Here is a 16,133-nt window from a genome sequence, read left to right as displayed (position 1 = left end):
CCGCCCCTCACCACGCGGACGCGAGCGCGGCCAACGCGGCGTCGAGCTCCGCGTCGGTGCAGCCGCCGAACCCGACGACCAGGCCGTGGCGCAGGTGCGTGCGGCACAGGTCGGCCAGCAGCGGCACGTCGAAGCCGGCGGCCCGCGCCGCCGCGTGGGCCCGGGCGGTGACGTCCGCGGGCAGCTCCACGCAGGCGTACATCCCCGCCGTGCCCCGCAGGTCCGCGACCGGTGCGAAGGCGGCGGCCACGCGCTCGGCCCGCGCCGCGTACACCCGCCGCGCCGCGCGCACGACGCGGTCGACGTAGCCGTCGCGCAGCAGCGCCCAGAACGCCCGCTGCACCGGCCAGGCCGCGGTGTCGTGGGTGACGGCGCGGATGCGGTCGAGCTCGGGCGCGAGCGCGTCCGGGACGACGAACCAGCCGAGCCGCAGGCTCGGGGCCACGGACTTGCTGGCGGTGCCCAGGTACGCCGCGTGGTCGCGGTCGAGGCTGGTCAGCGCCGGGATGGGCGCGACGTCGTAGCGGAACTCGGAGTCGTAGTCGTCCTCGACCACGAGCGCGCCCGCGGCCCGGGCGGCGCCGAGCAGCGCGACCCGCTCGGCGCCCGGCATGGCGTGGCCGAGCGGGTGCTGGTGGGCGGGGGTGACGTACGCCGCCGCGCAGCCGGACAGGTCGCCCACGGGCGTGCCGGCGGGGTGGTCGTGCACGGCGCGGCCGGTGCGGCGCACGGTCTCGGCGGCCGCGCGGTAGCCCGGGTCGTCGAGCAGCACGGGCCCGGGCCCGAGCGCGCCGAGCACGTGGCGCAGCCCGTCGGTGGAACCGGTGGCGACCCGCACGTCGTCGGCGTCGACCGCCAGGCCGCGCACCCGGGCGAGTCTGTCGGCCAGCGCGGCCCGCAGCTCCGGCAGGCCGCGGGGGTCGTCGTAGCCGCGCGGTGGCCGGGCGGCGCCGACCTCCCGCCAGGCGCGGCGCCACAGGTCGGCCTGGCGCGGGTCGATCCAGGGCGTGCCCGCGTCGAGGCGCACGAGCGGCCGCCCCGGCGGGCTGACGGGGCCGGGCGCGCGGCGCCGGTCGGGCAGGTGGGCGGAGGCGGCGACGAAGGTGCCGGCGCCGCGCCGACCCGCGAGCCAGCCCTCGGCGACCAGCTGGGCGTACGCCTGCTCCACGACCGCGCGGGAGACCCCCAGGTCCCTCGCCAGGGCGCGTGAGCTCGGCAGGCGCAGGCCGTCGGCGAGGGTGCCGTCGAGGATCCGGCTGCGCACCTGGCGGGCGAGCTGGGTGCCGAGAGGGTCGTCGGCGTGACGGTCGAGGCTGAGGGCGAGCACCGGCGCTCCTGCGGGTGGCCTGCGGGACTGGGGCGGGATTGGCCCGTGGTGGCAGGCCAATCCGTCGCGAGGATAGTCGTCATGGAGACGCTCTCGCCCACCCCGCGCACCACCGTCACCCGCGGCCGCGAGCGCGTGGTCACCGACCGCGCCGCGCTGCACGCGCTGCTGGCCGACGGCCTGGTCGCCCACCTCGGGGTGGACGTCGGGGACCACCCGCTCGTGCTGCCGATGGCGTACGGCGTCGACCTCGACGGCCCGGACGCCGAGGGCACGCTCTACCTGCACGGCTCGGTCGCCGCGGGGTGGCTGCGGGCCGCGGTCGGGTCGACGGTCTGCGTGACCCTGACCGAGCTGGACGGACTGGTGCTCGCCCGCTCGGGGTTCCACCACTCGATGAACTACCGCTGCGCGGTGGTCGTCGGGCGGCTGCGCGCGGTCGACGACCCGGAGGAGCGGTCGCGCGCCCTCGACCTGGTCGTCGACCAGATGGTGCCGGGCCGCGCCGCGACGCTGCGCCCGGCGAGCCGCAAGGAGCTCGCGGCCACCGCGGTGCTGGCCGTGCCGCTGCGCGAGGCGTCGCTCAAGGCCCGCGCCGGTGGGCCCGTCGACGACGAGGCCGACGTCGCGGCCGGCGCGTGGGCCGGGCACGTGCCGGTCCGCCGCGTGCTCGACGCCCCGGTGCACGCCGCCGACGCGCACGACCGGGTGCCCGACGACGTGCTGCGGCGCTGTCAGTAGGGTTCGCGCCATGACCCAGCGCACCCTGGTCCTCCTCAAGCCCGACGCCGTGCGACGCGGCCTGGTCGGCGAGATCCTGTCCCGCTTCGAGGCCAAGGGCCTCGCGCTCGTGGCGCTCGAGCTGCGCACGATCGACGCCGCGCAGGCCGACGCCCACTACGCCGAGCACGTCGAGCGCGACTTCTACCCGCCGCTGCGCACCTTCGTGACCAGCGGCCCGATGCTCGCCGCCGTGCTCGAGGGCGACGAGGCGATCGAGGTCGTGCGCGCCCTCAACGGCGCCACCGACGGGCGCAAGGCGGCGCCCGGCACGATCCGCGGGGACCTGTCGCTGTCGAACCGCGAGAACCTGGTGCACGGCTCGGACAGCCCCGAGTCGGCCGAGCGCGAGATCGCGCTCTGGTTCCCGCACCTCGCCGGCTGATGCCGGGCCGGCGCCGCGGCGTCGCGCCGACCCTTGCCGCGAGGTTGTGACCGCGGTCACAATGCGGGCGACGCGGGTCGGCGCCCAGGCGACCCCGGACCTGGGAGGACGCCGGTGAACGCCATCTCCACGCCCGAGAGCACGAGCAGCACGGACGCGGCGGAGGCGCCCGTGCCGACGTACGTCGACGACCGCCTCGCCTGGTGGGCCCGGCAGACGCCGGACGCGCCGGCGATGACCTACCGCTCCCGCACCTGGACGTGGGCGCAGTGGGACGAGCGGGTGCGCCGCCTGGCGGGCGCGCTCGCGGACGCCGGGATCGGGCGCGGCGACGTCGTGTCGTTCCTCGACAAGAACCACCCCGCCTGCGTCGAGCTGTCGCTGGCGGCCGGTTCGCTGGGCGCCGCCAACGCGATCGTGAACTGGCGCAGCGCGGGCGACGAGGTCGACTACGCCGTCAACGACTCGGGCGCCCGGATCCTGCTCGTCGGGGCGGAGCTGCTGCCGACGGTGGAGGCGATCCGCGATCGGCTCACGCACGTCGAGCGCATCGTGGTCGTCACGCCCGAGGGCGTGGACGAGGCGGGGCAGCCGGACGAGTACGAGCAGTGGCTGGCCGCCGCGACCCCGCGCGGGCGCAGCGAGGACGTCGACGTCGAGGACACGTGCCTGGTCATGTACTCCTCCGGCACGACCGGCCGTCCCAAGGGGGTCATGCTGACCCACCGCAACATGGTCAGCCACACGCTGAACGCCCACGACGGGTGGGAGTTCGGACCCGGCGACGTCTCGCTCGTCGCGATGCCGCTGTTCCACGTCGGCGGATCGTCCTACGTCCTGTTCGGCATCCACGACGGCATCCCGTCGATCATGACGCGCGAGCCGGACGGCGCCTCGCTGGCCGGGGCGATCCTGGCCGGCGCCAACAAGACCTTCCTCGTGCCCGCCGTGCTCGCCCAGGTGCTGCAGTCCGGCCCCGAGGCCATCCAGCTGTTCGGGGCGCTGACCAGCTACACGTACGGCGCGGCGCCGATGCCCCCGCCGCTGCTGCGCGCGGCCATGGCGGCGTGGCCCGGCACCGACTTCATCCAGGTCTACGGCCTGACCGAGGTCGCGGGCGTCGCCACCCACCTCATGCCCGACCACCACCGCGACGCCGAGCACCCCGAGCGCCTCGTGTCGGCGGGCGTACCCCTGCCCGAGATGGAGGTACGCGTGGTCGGCCCGACCGGCGAGGACGTCGCGCCCGGCGAGAGCGGCGAGATCTGGCTGCGCGGCCCGCAGGTGATGAAGGGCTACCTGAACAAGCCCGAGGAGACCGCGAAGGTGCTGACCGAGGACGGCTGGTTCCGCACCGGGGACGTCGGTCGCACCGACGACGGCGGCTTCCTCTACGTCCACGACCGGATCAAGGACATGATCATCACGGGCGGCGAGAACGTCTACAGCCCCGAGGTCGAGCGGGTCCTCGCCGAGCACCCGGCGGTGCTCGAGTGCGCCGTCATCGGCGTGCCGGACGAGCGCTGGGGCGAGTCGGTCAAGGCCGTCGTCGCGCTCAAGCCGGACACCGAGGCCACCGCCGAGGAGATCGTGGCGTTCTGCCGCGAGCGGATCGCGCACTTCAAGGCGCCCCGCACGGTCGACGTGCTCCCCGCGCTGCCGCGCAACCCCACCGGCAAGATCCTCAAGCGCGACCTGCGCGCGCCGTACTGGCAGGACCGCGGCTCGGTCATCTGACGCCGGCCGGGTGCTGCGTGGTGCTCAGGCGAGCGCGAGCACCACGCAGCACACCGTCACGACCGCCGTCGCCCCGCCGAGAGCCTTCTCGGCGGGGTGGCGGGCGCCCAGGTTCGCCAGCGTGTTGAACGCGAACATCACCGCGAGGAACCACAGCACGGGCGTCGTCGCTCCGTCGGGCAGCGGACCGGCGACCACGTCGCCGGCGCCGAGCAGGAACCACGCCGCCAGGGCCAGGACGACGGCGTTGGCGACGCTGACCGCCCGGTAGCCGCCCGGCAGGCGGCCGTCGTCGAGCGCCACCCGGCCGCCGTACGCCGCCCGCCCCCACGGCACGCCCGCCGCGAGGGCCAGCTGGTGGAGCGCCGCGAGGACGGCGATCGCTGCGGCCAGGACACTGAGCGCGGTGGTCACGCCCGGATCCTGCCAGGCGGCGCGACGCGGCGCCTGCCCGGCGCCTGCCCCGGGCCGGGCCCGGGCCGGGCCCGGCCCTTGTCGACCCAGCCGACCCTGACCGGCGAAGAAAACGCGGACCGGGGGGAAGAGAACGCGGACGAAGGCGCCTCCGGAGTGCGTGCCGGTCCGCGTTTTCTCGCGTCCGGTCCGCGTTTTCTTCCCGGTGCGCCGGGCGCCGGCAGCGTCCGCCCGCCCGTCCCTTTCACGGCAGCAGGCGCAACCCCTTCGTCAGTCGGTCGACGGCGGCGCGGGGGCCGACGACGCCGACGGCGCAGTAGTCGAGGGTGCTGCTCCGGCAGCCGGCGACGGCGTCGAGGTAGTCGGCGTACACGCGGGTGTGCTGCGCCTGGGTCGGCATGTCGGTGACGACGATCGAGGGGTCCTCGGCGGCCCGGGCCCGCAGGGTGGCGAGCCGGGCGGTGCCGGCGCCCAGGACGCTGCAGCCCAGCCAGGGCAGGCCGGGGTGCACCGAGCCGTCGGCGTCGACGGCGTCCGGGCCGCGCAGCCCGGGCACGAGGGCCTGGGTCGCGGTGGCCACGCAGACGGCGGCGTTGACGGCGCGCCCCGCCGGCAGGTCGGCGTCGACGACGACCACCCACTTGAGCGGTACGTCGCGGGTCGGCAGGCGCAGGTCGATCTGGTCGTCGGTGAACCCGACGGCGGCGGTGGTGGTCATGTCTCTCCTCGTCCGGTGAACTGCCCCGAACGCTAGGCACAGCGCCAGCACTAGCGCATCCATGCCGTGCATCGTCAGGCTAGAGTGCACAGATGCCGGACATCGGCGACCTCGACCGTGCCATCCTGCGGGCCTGGCAGACGGATGCACGCCGCAGCCTGCGCGACCTCGCCGCCGAGGTCGGGGTCTCCGCGACGACGGTGCACGACCGTGCCCGCGCGCTGCGACGTCGCGGCGTCGTGCGCGGCACGAGCCTCGACCTCGACCTGGCGCAGCTCGGCCGGGGCGTGCAGGCGTTGATCGCGGTGCGCATCCGACCGCCCTCGCGCAGCAGCATCGAGGGCTTCCGCGACTGGGTCTCGGACCTGCCGGAGACCGTCGGGGTGTTCGTGACCTCGGGGCGCAGCGACTTCATCGTGCACGTGGCGGTGGCCGACAACGACGCGTTGTACGCCTTCGTCATCGACCGGCTGACGGCACGCGCGGAGATCGCCGACGTCGAGACCTCGGTGATCTACGAGCACCGCCGGGTGCCGCCGCGGCTCGACCCGTGAGCGCCCCGTCGGCGGACGCGCCGCGTGGTGCACGTCGCGTCCCGGACGGCGTGCCGGGCCACCGTCCGTTCACCTGGACAGGTGATCATCCGCCGGTGACCGACCCGCTCCTCCGCTCGCACCTCGCTCCGGACCCCCGCACCCTCGTCGACGTCTTCCGGGCGACGGTCGAGCAGGCGGGCGACGAGCCGGCGGTGGACGCGGGCAACGGGGTGCTGACCTACGCCGAGCTCGAGGAGGCCGCGGAGGCGCTGGCGACCGAGCTCGCGGGCGCCGGGGTCGGCCCGGGCGACAAGGTCGGCGTACGCGTCACCTCGGGCACCACGGACCTCTACGTCGCGATCCTCGGCGTGCTGCTGGCGGGCGCGGCGTACGTGCCCGTCGACGCCGAGGACCCCGAGGAGCGGGCCCGTCTGGTCTTCGGCGAGGCCGACGTGGCGGTCGTGGTCGGCGACGACCTGGTGCTCGACGTGCGTCGGGTCGCCGCGCCGCGCGAGCGCGAGGACCCGGGGACCGGTGACGACGCCTGGGTGATCTTCACGTCCGGCTCGACCGGCACCCCGAAGGGCGTCGCCGTCACGCACCGCAACGCGGCGGCGTTCGTCGACGCCGAGTCGCGGATGTTCCTGCAGGACGCCCCGCTGGGCGTCGGTGACCGGGTGATGGCGGGGCTGTCCGTCGCGTTCGACGCGAGCTGCGAGGAGATCTGGCTGGCGTGGCGCTACGGCGCGTGCCTCGTGCCCGCGCCGCGGGCGCTGGTGCGCTCCGGCATCGACGTCGGCCCGTGGCTGGTCGCGAACCGGATCACGGTGGTCTCGACCGTGCCCACCCTGGTGGCGCTGTGGCCGGCCGAGGCGCTGGAGCGCGTGCGCCTGCTCATCATGGGCGGCGAGGCGCTGCCCGCCGAGCTGGCGGCCCGGCTCGTGCGGGAGGGCCGCGAGGTGTGGAACACCTACGGCCCGACCGAGGCGACGGTCGTCGCGTGCGGCGCCGCCATGACCGGCGACGGGCCGGTGCGGATCGGGCTGCCGCTGGACGGCTGGGACCTCGCGGTGGTCGACCCGGCCATGGGCGTCCCGGTCGCCGAGGGGGAGCAGGGCGAGCTGATCATCGGCGGCGTCGGGCTGGCGCGCTACCTCGACCCGGCCAAGGACGCCGAGAAGTACGCCCCCATGCCCACGCTGGGCTGGGAGCGGGCGTACCGCTCCGGCGACGTCGTGGTCAACGACCCCGCCGGGCTGCTGTTCGCCGGCCGCGCGGACGACCAGGTCAAGCTCGGTGGTCGCCGGATCGAGCTGGGCGAGGTCGACTCCGCCCTCCTCGCCCTGCCCGGCGTGCAGGGCGCCGCGGCCGCGGTGCGGAGCACGGCGGCCGGCAACCAGCTGCTCGTCGGCTACGTGGCGACCGACCCCGACTTCGACCCCGTCGCCGCGCTCGAGCGGCTGCGCACGGCCCTGCCGGCCGCCCTCGTGCCGCGGCTCGCGGTCGTCGAGACCCTGCCGACCCGCACCTCGGGCAAGGTCGACCGCGACGCCCTGCCCTGGCCGCTGCCGGGCGCCGACGCCGGCGACCGGGCCGGCGGGACGGGTGGGGCCGGCGGCGGACCGGCCGACCTCTCCGACACCGAGGGCTGGATCGCCGCCCTGTGGCTCGAGGTGCTGGGCGCCGAGGTCAGCGGCGCCGGCGACGACTTCTTCGACCTCGGCGGCGGCAGCCTCACGGCCGCGCAGATGGTCTCCCGGCTGCGGGTGCGCTTCCCGGAGGTCGCGGTGGGCGACCTCTACGAGCACCCGCGACTCGGCGCGCTGGCGGCGTACCTCGACTCGCTCGCCGCCCCCCAGGTCAGCGCCAGCGACCGCTCGGTGCGCCCGATCCCCACGAAGAGCCAGGGCGGGCAGGTGCTCGGCACCCTCGGCGTGCGGGCGGTCGGCGGCCTGCGCTGGCTGGCCTGGACGGTCGTCGCAGCGGTCGTGCTGCACGACGTCGTCGGCCTCGCCTGGGCGCCCGACCTGCCGTGGTGGCTGGCCCTCGTCCTGTGGGTCGCCTTCCTGACGCCGCCGGGGCGGATGCTGCTCGCGGCCGGTCAGGCGCGGCTGCTGCTGCGCGGGATCGGCCCGGGCACCTACCCGCGCGGCGGCCGCGTGCACCTCAAGCTGTGGCTGGCCGACCGGCTGGCCGACGAGATCGGCGCGACGGCGCTGGCCGGCGCCCCGCTGGCGACCTGGTACGCCCGGCTGCTCGGCGCCCGCGTCGGCCGCGACGTGGACCTCCACGCGCTGCCGCCGGTCACCGGCCTGCTGCGGCTGGGCAGGGGCGCCTCGGTCGAGCCGGAGGTCGACCTGTCCGGCTACTGGATCGACGGCGACGCCGTGCACCTGGGCCGGATCGAGGTCGGCGCGCGGGCGCGGGTCGGCGCACGCAGCACGCTGTGCCCCGGCGCGGTGGTCGGCTCCGACGCCGAGATCGGCCCCGGCTCGGCGGTCTTCGGCGTCGTGCCCGACGGCGAGTTCTGGGCCGGTTCGCCGGCCCGGCGCCGCCGCAAGGCGGCCCGAGGGCCCTGGCAGGAGCGTCCTGTGCGCTCGCGGGCGTGGGTCGCGGCGTACGCCCTGGCCGCCGCCGTCGTCGGTCTGCTCCCCGCCCTGGCCGTCGCGGTCGGGCTGCTCGTCGCGCTCCCGGGTCTCGACGCGGTCGACGGCGCCGGCGACCTGCTCGGCCACCTGCTGGTGCGTCTGCCGCTGGCGGTGCTGGTCGCGCTCCTCGTGCTGGCCGCGTCGGTGTGGCTGGTCGTGCGCCTGTGCGCCCTCGGCGTGCGCACAGGCGTGCACCCGGTGCGCAGCGGCGCCGGGCTCGCGGTGTGGACGACGCTGCGGGTGCTCGACGAGGCCCGCACGTGGCTGTTCTGGCTCTACTCCTCGTCGCTGACGCCCTGGTGGCTGCGCGCGCTCGGCGCGCGGATCGGGCGCGGGGTGGAGGCCTCGACCGTGCTGATGATCCCGTCGCTGACCCAGGTCAACGACCACGCGTTCCTCGCCGACGACACCCTCATCGGCGGCTACGAGCTCGGTGGCGGCTGGCTGCGCGCCGAGCGCGTGAAGATCGGCAAGCGCGCGTTCGTCGGCAACTCCGGGATGGCCGCGCCCGGCCGCAAGGTGCCGAAGGCCTCCCTCGTGGCCGTGCTGTCCGCCGCGCCGCAGCGCAAGGCGGCCCGCTCCGGCGACTCGTGGCTCGGCAGCCCGCCCGCGCCGCTGCGCCGCACCAGCGAGGCGGGGGAGTCGACCCGCACGTACGCCCCGCCGCGGCGGCTGCACGTGTACCGCGCGCTGGTCGAGCTGTGCCGCCTCGTGCCGGTGCTGCTGCACGCGGTGCTCGCGACGGTGGTCGTCGTGGCCCTGGTGGCGCTGCTGGGCGTCGGCTCCCCGGCGTACGGCCTGCTGCTCGCCGCCCTCGCGGTCGGTCCGCTGCTGGCGCTGGCCGGTCTGCTCGCCGCGGCGGTGACCACCGCGGCCAAGTGGCTGCTCGTCGGGCGGATGGAGCCGGGCGCGCACCCGCTGTGGAGCTCGTTCGTGTGGCGCAACGAGCTGGCCGACACGTTCGTGGAGGTGCTCGCGGTGCCGTGGTTCGCGCGCACCGTGACCGGCACGCCCCTGCTCAACGTGTGGTTCCGCTCGATGGGCGCGCACATCGGGCGCGGCGTGTGGTGCGACACCCACTGGCTGCCCGAGGCCGACCTCGTGCACCTCGACGACGGCGCGACCGTCAACGCCGGCACCGTGGTGCAGACGCACCTGTTCCACGACCGCGTCCTGGCGCTCGACACGGTGCGGCTGCGCCGGGGCGCGACGCTCGGTCCGAACAGCGTCGTGCTCCCCGCGGCGGAGGTGGGCCGCCACGCTACGGTTGGCCCGGTGTCCCTGGTCATGCGTGGTGAGTCGCTCCCCGACAAGACGACCTGGATCGGCAACCCGATCGGCCCCTGGGCCGATGCGCCGGCCACCGAGGTGACGGCGTGAGGGGCCTGCCGACCGCCGACGACTACCTCCCGGGCCACGGCGACCGCACCTGGTCCGCCCGCTCCTACGACCTCGACCTGGCCTACAAGCTCGAGGGCAACCGGCTCGACGGCGAGGCCCGCGTCGAGGTCGAGGTGCTCGAGCGCACCGACCGCCTGGTGCTCGACCTCGCGGGGCTCGACGTCTCGAAGGTCAGCGTCGACGGGCGCCGCCCGGCCAAGCACGCGCAGCGGCGCAACCGCCTCGTCGTCACGCTCGCGGAGGAGGCCCACGAGGGCGCCGTCCTGCAGCTGGTGGTGAAGTACGCCGGCCACCCGCGGCCGCTGGTCGAGAAGCACCACGGCGACGCCGGCTGGGAGGAGCTGACCGACGGCGTCATCGTCGCCGGGCAGCCGCACGGCGCGCCCACCTGGCTCCCCTGCAACGACCGGCCCGACGACAAGGCCACCTACCGGATCACCGTGACCACCGACGTGGGCTACACCGTCGTGTCCAACGGGCTGCTCGACCAGCGCCGCCGGCGCGGCTCGAGCGAGTCGTGGACCTACGTCATGGACGCGCCGATGGCGACCTACCTGGCGACCGTGCAGATCGGACGCTACGACATCGTCGAGCACGACGGGCCGGTGCCGCTGGTCTCCGCCGTGCCGCAGGGCACGGGCCGCCGCCCGAGCGCCGACTACGAGGCCGGACTCGGCCGCCAGGCCGACATGATGCGCGCCTTCGAGGGCTGGTTCGGCCCCTACCCCTTCACCTCCTACGCGGCGGTCGTCACCGGTGACGACCTCGAGATCCCGCTGGAGAGCCAGAGCCTGTCGACCTTCGGGAAGAACTTCGTCTCGCAGGACTGGGAGCAGGTGCGGCTGGTCGCCCACGAGCTCGCCCACCAGTGGTTCGGCAACATCGTGACCCTGGCCCGCTGGCGCGACATCTGGCTGCACGAGGGCTTCGCCTGCTACAGCGAGTGGCTGTGGTCGGAGGAGTCCGGCGGACGCAGCGCCGACGCCTGGGCACGCCACCACCACGAGCGCCTCGCGGAGCTCGACCAGGACCTCGTGCTCGCCGACCCGGGCCCGGAGCTGATGTTCGACGACCGGGTCTACAAGCGGGGCGCGCTCGCGCTGCACGCCGTGCGCGGACAGGTCGGCGACGAGGCGTTCTTCGACCTGCTCACCGGCTGGGTCGCCGACCACGCGCGGGCGTCGGTGACGACGGAGGACTTCCTCGCGTACGCCGACCGCCGCACGGGCGCGGACGTCTCCGGGCTGCTGCGGCCCTGGCTGGCCGACGAGGAGCTGCCGGCCCTCTGAGGCCGCTGCGGGCCCTCGGGAGCCGTCGGCGGGGCCGCCCGTAGGGTGGCCGGATGCGGTGGGCGTGGGCACGGGGCGACCGCGAGGTGCGCAGCTGCGGCTGGCGCGGCCACGTCACGTACGCCCCCGACGAGCCCGCCCTCGCGTCCCGGATCGGCGTGACCACGCCCGTCGGCGAGGCGTGGCGGTGCCTGCGCTGCGGCTCCTTCGTGCCGGGCCCGCCGCGGGGCCGCGGCCCCGCCGACCACGCCCCGGTCGTGCTCCGCGGGCGGCTGTTGCGCGACGCGTGGGTCCTGCGCCTGCTGGCGCTCGACCGGTTCGTGCGCGGCGGCCTGCTGCTGGCGCTGGCCGGCGTGCTCGTCTACTTCGACCCGCGCCGCGACGCGGTGCGCGACTACTTCGAGACCGACCTGCCCAGCTTCCGCTCGCTCGTCGACGAGCTGGGGATCGACCCGGAGCGCGGCGTCGCCCGACTGGTGCTGGAGCTGTTCGAGGTCAGCCACGAGCGCCTGGTGTGGATCACGGTGGGCGTCGCGGCGTACGGCCTGCTGCTGCTCGTCGAGGGCGTCGGCCTGTGGCGGATGCGGCGGTGGGGGGAGTACGTCGCGGCCGTGGCCACCGCGTTCTTCGTGCCGTTCGAGGTGGCCGGGCTGCTCGACCACGTCAGCCTGCTGCTGCTCGCGACGTTCGTCGTCAACCTGTTCCTGGTGGCGTACCTGGTGTGGACCAAGCGCCTGTTCGGGGTGCGCGGCGGCTACCGCGCGTGGCGCGAGGACCGGCGCCAGACCTCCCTGCTGGAGGTCGAGCAGGCCGCGAGCGAGAGCGCGTACTGAGCCGTCCCCGCAGATCGGGGACGTCGCGAAGCGTCGGATCGGGCCTCCTGCGACTACCGTGGTCGGGTGAGTCAGCAGGATCAGACAGAACCAGACCCCGTGACGTTCGCCGACCTCGGCCTCGGTGAGGCCGTCCTGAAGGCGTTGAAGGGCGTCGGCTACGAGCGCCCGTCCGCCATCCAGGAGCAGACCATCCCGCCGCTGCTCGCCGGCCACGACGTGGTCGGCCTGGCCCAGACCGGCACGGGCAAGACGGCCGCGTTCGCGCTGCCGGTGCTCGACCGGCTGGACCTCAAGCAGAAGACGCCCCAGGCCCTCGTGCTCGCGCCGACGCGCGAGCTGGCCCTGCAGGTGTGCGAGGCCTTCGAGAAGTACGCGAGCGGCAGCCGCGTCAGCGTGCTCCCCGTCTACGGCGGCCAGGGGTACGGCGTGCAGCTCTCCGCCCTGCGCCGCGGCGTCCACGTCGTGGTGGGCACCCCCGGCCGGATCATGGACCACCTCGACAAGGGCACCCTCGACCTCTCCGAGCTGCGCTTCCTGGTGCTCGACGAGGCCGACGAGATGCTCAAGATGGGCTTCGCCGAGGACGTCGAGACGATCCTCGCCGAGACGCCCGACGAGAAGCAGGTCGCGCTGTTCAGCGCCACCATGCCGACCCAGATCCGCCGGCTGTCGAAGAAGTACCTCTCCGACCCCGTCGAGATCACGGTCAAGAACAAGACGGCCACCGCCGCGAACATCACGCAGCGCTACCTGATCTGCAGCTACCCGCAGAAGGTCGACGCCCTCACGCGCATCCTCGAGGTCGAGAACTTCGAGGGGATGATCGTCTTCGTCCGCACCAAGCAGGAGACGGAGACGCTGGCCGAGAAGCTGCGCGCCCGCGGGTTCGCGGCCGCCGCCATCAACGGCGACGTCGCCCAGGTGCAGCGCGAGCGCACGGTCAACCAGCTCAAGACCGGCAAGCTGGACATCCTCGTCGCCACCGACGTCGCCGCCCGCGGCCTCGACGTCGAGCGGATCAGCCACGTCGTCAACTACGACATCCCCACGGACACCGAGTCCTACGTGCACCGGATCGGCCGCACCGGCCGCGCCGGGCGCTCGGGCGACGCCATCTCGTTCGTGACGCCACGGGAGAAGTACCTGCTGCGCCACATCGAGAAGGCCACCCGCCAGCCGCTGACGCACATGGCGCTGCCGAGCGTCGACGACGTCAACCAGACCCGGCTGACCCGCTTCGACGACCAGATCACGACGGCGCTGACGTCGCCGAAGGTCGACTTCTTCCGCGAGGTGGTGCGCCACTACCTCAAGGAGCACGACGTGCCCGAGGTCGACGTGGCGGCGGCGCTGGCCGTGGTGCTGCAGGGCGACGAGCCGCTGCTGCTCGAGCCCGGCCCGCCGCAGCGCACCGAGCGTCCCGAGCGGGGCGACCGAGGTGACCGGGGCGACCGCGGCGGACGGGGCGAGCGTCCCGGGCGCGGCGAGCGGGGGGAGCGGCGTCCGCGCCGCGAGTCCGACCAGCCGTCGGCGACCTACCGCATCGCGGTGGGCAAGCGCCACAAGGTCGAGCCCCGCCAGATCGTCGGCGCGATCGCCAACGAGGGGAAGCTGTCGCGCCGCGACTTCGGGCACATCGACATCCGACCCGACCACTCGCTCGTCGAGCTGCCGGCCGACCTGCCGGCGGAGACGTGGAAGGCGCTGGAGCGCACGCGGATCTCGGGCCAGCTGATCGAGCTGCAGCTGGACGGGGGCGCGCCGTCGCGCGAGCGTGACGTCAAGGAGCGCAAGCCGCGGCACAAGCGCCGCGACTGAGGGGCAGACACACTCGTGGCCCGGTGCCGGTCGGCACCGGGCCACGAGGGGGCCGGTCAGGCTGCGGCGGCGGGGCCGCCGCGCTGCGTCAGGCCCAGCGCTTCGACGCGGGGACGAAGTCCAGGCCGCGGTCGCCCGTGTAGATCTGCTTGGGGCGCGCGATCTTCTGCTCCTTGTCCTGCACGAGCTCGCTCCACTGCGCGAGCCAGCCGGGCGTACGCCCGATCGCGAACAGGACCGTGAACATCTCCGGCGGGAACTCGAGGGCCTCGTAGATCAGGCCGGAGTAGAAGTCCACGTTGGGGTAGAGCTTGCGCTTGACGAAGTACTCGTCCTCGAGCGCGATCTTCTCGAGCTCCAGGGCGATCTCGAGCAGCGGGTTGACCCCGGTGACCTCGAAGACGTCGTCGGCGGCCTTCTTGATGATCCGGGCACGCGGGTCGTAGTTCTTGTAGACCCGGTGGCCGAAGCCCATGAGGCGCTCGTTGCCCTCCTTCACCCCGTCGATGAACGCCGGGATGTTCTCCTTCGAGCCGATGCGCTTGAGCATCCGCAGGACGGCCTCGTTGGCGCCGCCGTGCAGCGGGCCGAAGAGCGCGCCGATGCCGGAGGAGACGGCCGCGTACGGGTCGACCTGGGTGGAGCCGACGGCCCGCACCGCGTTCGCCGAGGCGTTCTGCTCGTGGTCGGCGTGGAGGATGAAGAGGGTGTCGAGGGCCTTGACCAGGCGCTCGTCGGGCTCGTACTTCGCCTCGCTCATCTTGAAGAGCATCGAGAGGAAGTTGGCCGTGTAGGACAGGTCGTTGTCCGGGTACACGTACGGCTTGCCCTGCGCGTGACGGAACGACCACGCGCCGAGCGTCGGCATCTTCGCGATCATCCGCACGATCTGCATGTGGCGGTTCTCCGCGTCGCCGATGTCGCGCGCCGCGGGGTAGAACGTCGAGAGGGCCCCCACCGACGACATCAGCATCCCCATCGGGTGCGCGTCGTAGCGGAAGCCCTGCATCAGCGTCTTCACGTTCTCGTGGACGAACGTGTGGAAGGTGATCTCGTGCTCCCACGCGTCGTACTGCTCCTTGGTGGGCAGCTCGCCGTGCACGAGGAGGTAGGCCACCTCGAGGAACGAGGAGCCCTCGGCGAGCTGCTCGATCGGGTAGCCGCGGTACTCCAGGATGCCCTGGTCGCCGTCGATGTAGGTCACCGAGCTGCGGCACGAGGCCGTGTTGGTGAAGCCGGGGTCGTAGACGGCCAGTCCCGGCTCGTCGTCGGCGGCCCTGATCTTGCCCAGGTCGCCGGCGCGGATGGTGCCGTCGACGATGGGGACGTCGTACTCCTGGCCGGTGCGGTTGTCGCGGATGGTCAGGGAGGCGCCCGGAGTTCCTGCGTCGGTCACGTCCACTCCTGTCGGTGCGTGCGGCGGCGGCGGCCGCCTGTGTGCGACGCGCGCCCTGCCTGCCGGATGGGATCGTCGCCTAACCTAGCCCTCTGGTCAGGACCCTCTCAGGTGGGGCTGGGTTACCGGCGGGTACGCACCGTGTGCGAGGCCGCCGTCGCACCGTTTTGACCCCCCGCGCACCCCTGCGTAGTCTTTGCGGTCGCGTCTCCTGCCGCGTCGTGGTCGCCCGGGTCCCCCGGGGTGAACGGTCACGGTGCAGATCCGGACGGCCGCCCCGCGAGGGTCGGTGAAGCCGGGCAGTGTTCGTCAGAGGACGTGGAACCACCACCCGGCACGAATCCTCCTGCCGGGACCAACGAACGAGGAAGTTGGCTCACTGTGCGTACGTACGCCCCGAAGCCCGCTGACATCCAGCGCGAGTGGCTCGTCATCGACGCCACCGACGTCGTCCTGGGTCGGCTCTCCGTCCAGGTCGCGAATCTCCTGCGTGGCAAGCACAAGCCGCAGTTCGCGCCCAACGCCGACACCGGTGACTTCGTCATCGTCGTGAACGCGGAGAAGGTCGCGCTGTCCGGCACGAAGAAGACCACCAAGTTCGCCTACCGCCACTCGGGCTACCCGGGCGGTCTCTCCGCCACCCCGATCGGTGAGCTCCTGGAGAAGGACGCGCGCAAGGCGATCGAGAAGGCCGTGTGGGGCATGCTCCCCAAGAACCGTCTGGGCCGCCAGCAGCTCAAGAAGCTGAAGGTCTACTCGGGTCCCGAGCACCCGCACGCCGCCCAGCAGGCCAAGCCGTTCGAGATCGGTCAGGTCAAGCAGGGCCGCTGAGCCCGCTGTCGACCACC

The 16,133-nt window shown here is 74.2% G+C and carries 13 protein-coding genes; 9 read left to right on the top strand and 4 right to left on the bottom strand.

What is annotated here, in order from left to right; genetic code table 11:
• Positions 1–7 precede the first annotated feature (7 nt).
• The gene (locus RDV89_RS02205) at positions 8–1,327 is read right to left on the bottom strand and encodes an aminotransferase-like domain-containing protein (RefSeq protein ID WP_315730917.1); all 1,320 of its coding nucleotides are present in this window, start codon (positions 1,325–1,327) and stop codon (positions 8–10) included.
• Between the two features lie 81 nt (positions 1,328–1,408).
• Between RDV89_RS02205 and RDV89_RS02200 the strand changes: the two genes are divergently transcribed.
• From RDV89_RS02200 to RDV89_RS02190, 3 genes are all read left to right on the top strand, one after another.
• Positions 1,409–2,068, top strand: a complete 660-nt coding sequence (locus RDV89_RS02200) for a pyridoxamine 5'-phosphate oxidase family protein (RefSeq protein ID WP_315730915.1) — start codon at positions 1,409–1,411, stop codon at positions 2,066–2,068.
• 10 nt (positions 2,069–2,078) lie between these two features.
• Positions 2,079–2,492: a nucleoside-diphosphate kinase gene (gene ndk, locus RDV89_RS02195; RefSeq protein WP_315730914.1), complete on the top strand. Its 414-nt coding sequence runs from the start codon at positions 2,079–2,081 to the stop codon at positions 2,490–2,492.
• Between the two features lie 114 nt (positions 2,493–2,606).
• Complete coding sequence (locus RDV89_RS02190) at positions 2,607–4,229, top strand: long-chain-fatty-acid--CoA ligase (RefSeq protein ID WP_315730912.1); 1,623 nt, start codon at positions 2,607–2,609, stop codon at positions 4,227–4,229.
• A gap of 24 nt (positions 4,230–4,253) precedes the next feature.
• Here the strand turns inward: RDV89_RS02190 and RDV89_RS02185 are convergent, their stop codons facing one another.
• Together RDV89_RS02185 and RDV89_RS02180 are read right to left on the bottom strand one after the other, a co-directional pair.
• Positions 4,254–4,643, bottom strand: coding sequence for a hypothetical protein (locus tag RDV89_RS02185; protein ID WP_315730910.1), 390 nt, complete (start codon positions 4,641–4,643; stop codon positions 4,254–4,256).
• 244 nt (positions 4,644–4,887) lie between these two features.
• Positions 4,888–5,361, bottom strand: a complete 474-nt coding sequence (locus RDV89_RS02180; RefSeq protein WP_315730908.1) for a DUF2000 domain-containing protein — start codon at positions 5,359–5,361, stop codon at positions 4,888–4,890.
• Between the two features lie 92 nt (positions 5,362–5,453).
• Between RDV89_RS02180 and RDV89_RS02175 the strand changes: the two genes are divergently transcribed.
• From RDV89_RS02175 to RDV89_RS02155, 5 genes are all read left to right on the top strand, one after another.
• A complete protein-coding gene (locus RDV89_RS02175) occupies positions 5,454–5,915 on the top strand; it encodes an Lrp/AsnC family transcriptional regulator (RefSeq protein WP_315730907.1) in 462 nt (153 codons plus the stop codon).
• A 95-nt stretch (positions 5,916–6,010) separates the two neighbouring features.
• The gene (locus tag RDV89_RS02170) at positions 6,011–9,925 is read left to right on the top strand and encodes a Pls/PosA family non-ribosomal peptide synthetase (protein ID WP_315730905.1); all 3,915 of its coding nucleotides are present in this window, start codon (positions 6,011–6,013) and stop codon (positions 9,923–9,925) included.
• Positions 9,922–11,235 (top strand): M1 family metallopeptidase, encoded by a 1,314-nt coding sequence (locus RDV89_RS02165; RefSeq protein WP_315730903.1) that lies wholly within the window; start codon positions 9,922–9,924, stop codon positions 11,233–11,235. The genes RDV89_RS02170 and RDV89_RS02165 overlap by 4 nt, the downstream gene beginning before the upstream one ends.
• Before the next feature lie 53 nt (positions 11,236–11,288).
• Complete coding sequence (locus RDV89_RS02160; RefSeq protein ID WP_315730901.1) at positions 11,289–12,068, top strand: DUF2127 domain-containing protein; 780 nt, start codon at positions 11,289–11,291, stop codon at positions 12,066–12,068.
• Positions 12,069–12,167: 99 nt separating this feature from the next.
• Positions 12,168–13,889: a DEAD/DEAH box helicase gene (locus tag RDV89_RS02155; RefSeq protein WP_315730899.1), complete on the top strand. Its 1,722-nt coding sequence runs from the start codon at positions 12,168–12,170 to the stop codon at positions 13,887–13,889.
• 88 nt (positions 13,890–13,977) lie between these two features.
• Here RDV89_RS02155 and RDV89_RS02150 read toward each other — a convergent pair whose 3' ends face one another.
• Positions 13,978–15,285: a citrate synthase gene (locus tag RDV89_RS02150; protein WP_315730898.1), complete on the bottom strand. Its 1,308-nt coding sequence runs from the start codon at positions 15,283–15,285 to the stop codon at positions 13,978–13,980.
• Between the two features lie 381 nt (positions 15,286–15,666).
• Here RDV89_RS02150 and rplM point away from each other — a divergent pair, with 381 nt between their 5' ends.
• On the top strand, positions 15,667–16,116 hold the full coding sequence (gene rplM, locus RDV89_RS02145) for a 50S ribosomal protein L13 (protein ID WP_315730896.1): 450 nt from the start codon (positions 15,667–15,669) through the stop codon (positions 16,114–16,116).
• The last annotated feature ends 17 nt before the right edge of the window (positions 16,117–16,133 follow it).

The sequence above is a fragment of the Nocardioides imazamoxiresistens genome (assembly GCF_032378595.1).
GTDB classification, from domain to species: Bacteria; Actinomycetota; Actinomycetes; order Propionibacteriales; family Nocardioidaceae; genus Nocardioides; species Nocardioides imazamoxiresistens.
This window is presented reverse-complemented; position numbering and strand designations above follow the sequence as displayed.

Excerpts from the sequence above, each read along its gene's own strand:
- RDV89_RS02200 (WP_315730915.1), top strand. The coding sequence starts at position 1,409 with ATGGAGACGCTCTCGCCCACCCCGCGCACCACCGTCACCCGCGGCCGC.
- ndk (WP_315730914.1), top strand. The coding sequence starts at position 2,079 with ATGACCCAGCGCACCCTGGTCCTCCTCAAGCCCGACGCCGTGCGACGC.
- RDV89_RS02180 (WP_315730908.1), bottom strand. The coding sequence starts at position 5,361 with ATGACCACCACCGCCGCCGTCGGGTTCACCGACGACCAGATCGACCTG.
- RDV89_RS02175 (WP_315730907.1), top strand. The coding sequence starts at position 5,454 with ATGCCGGACATCGGCGACCTCGACCGTGCCATCCTGCGGGCCTGGCAG.
- RDV89_RS02160 (WP_315730901.1), top strand. The coding sequence starts at position 11,289 with ATGCGGTGGGCGTGGGCACGGGGCGACCGCGAGGTGCGCAGCTGCGGC.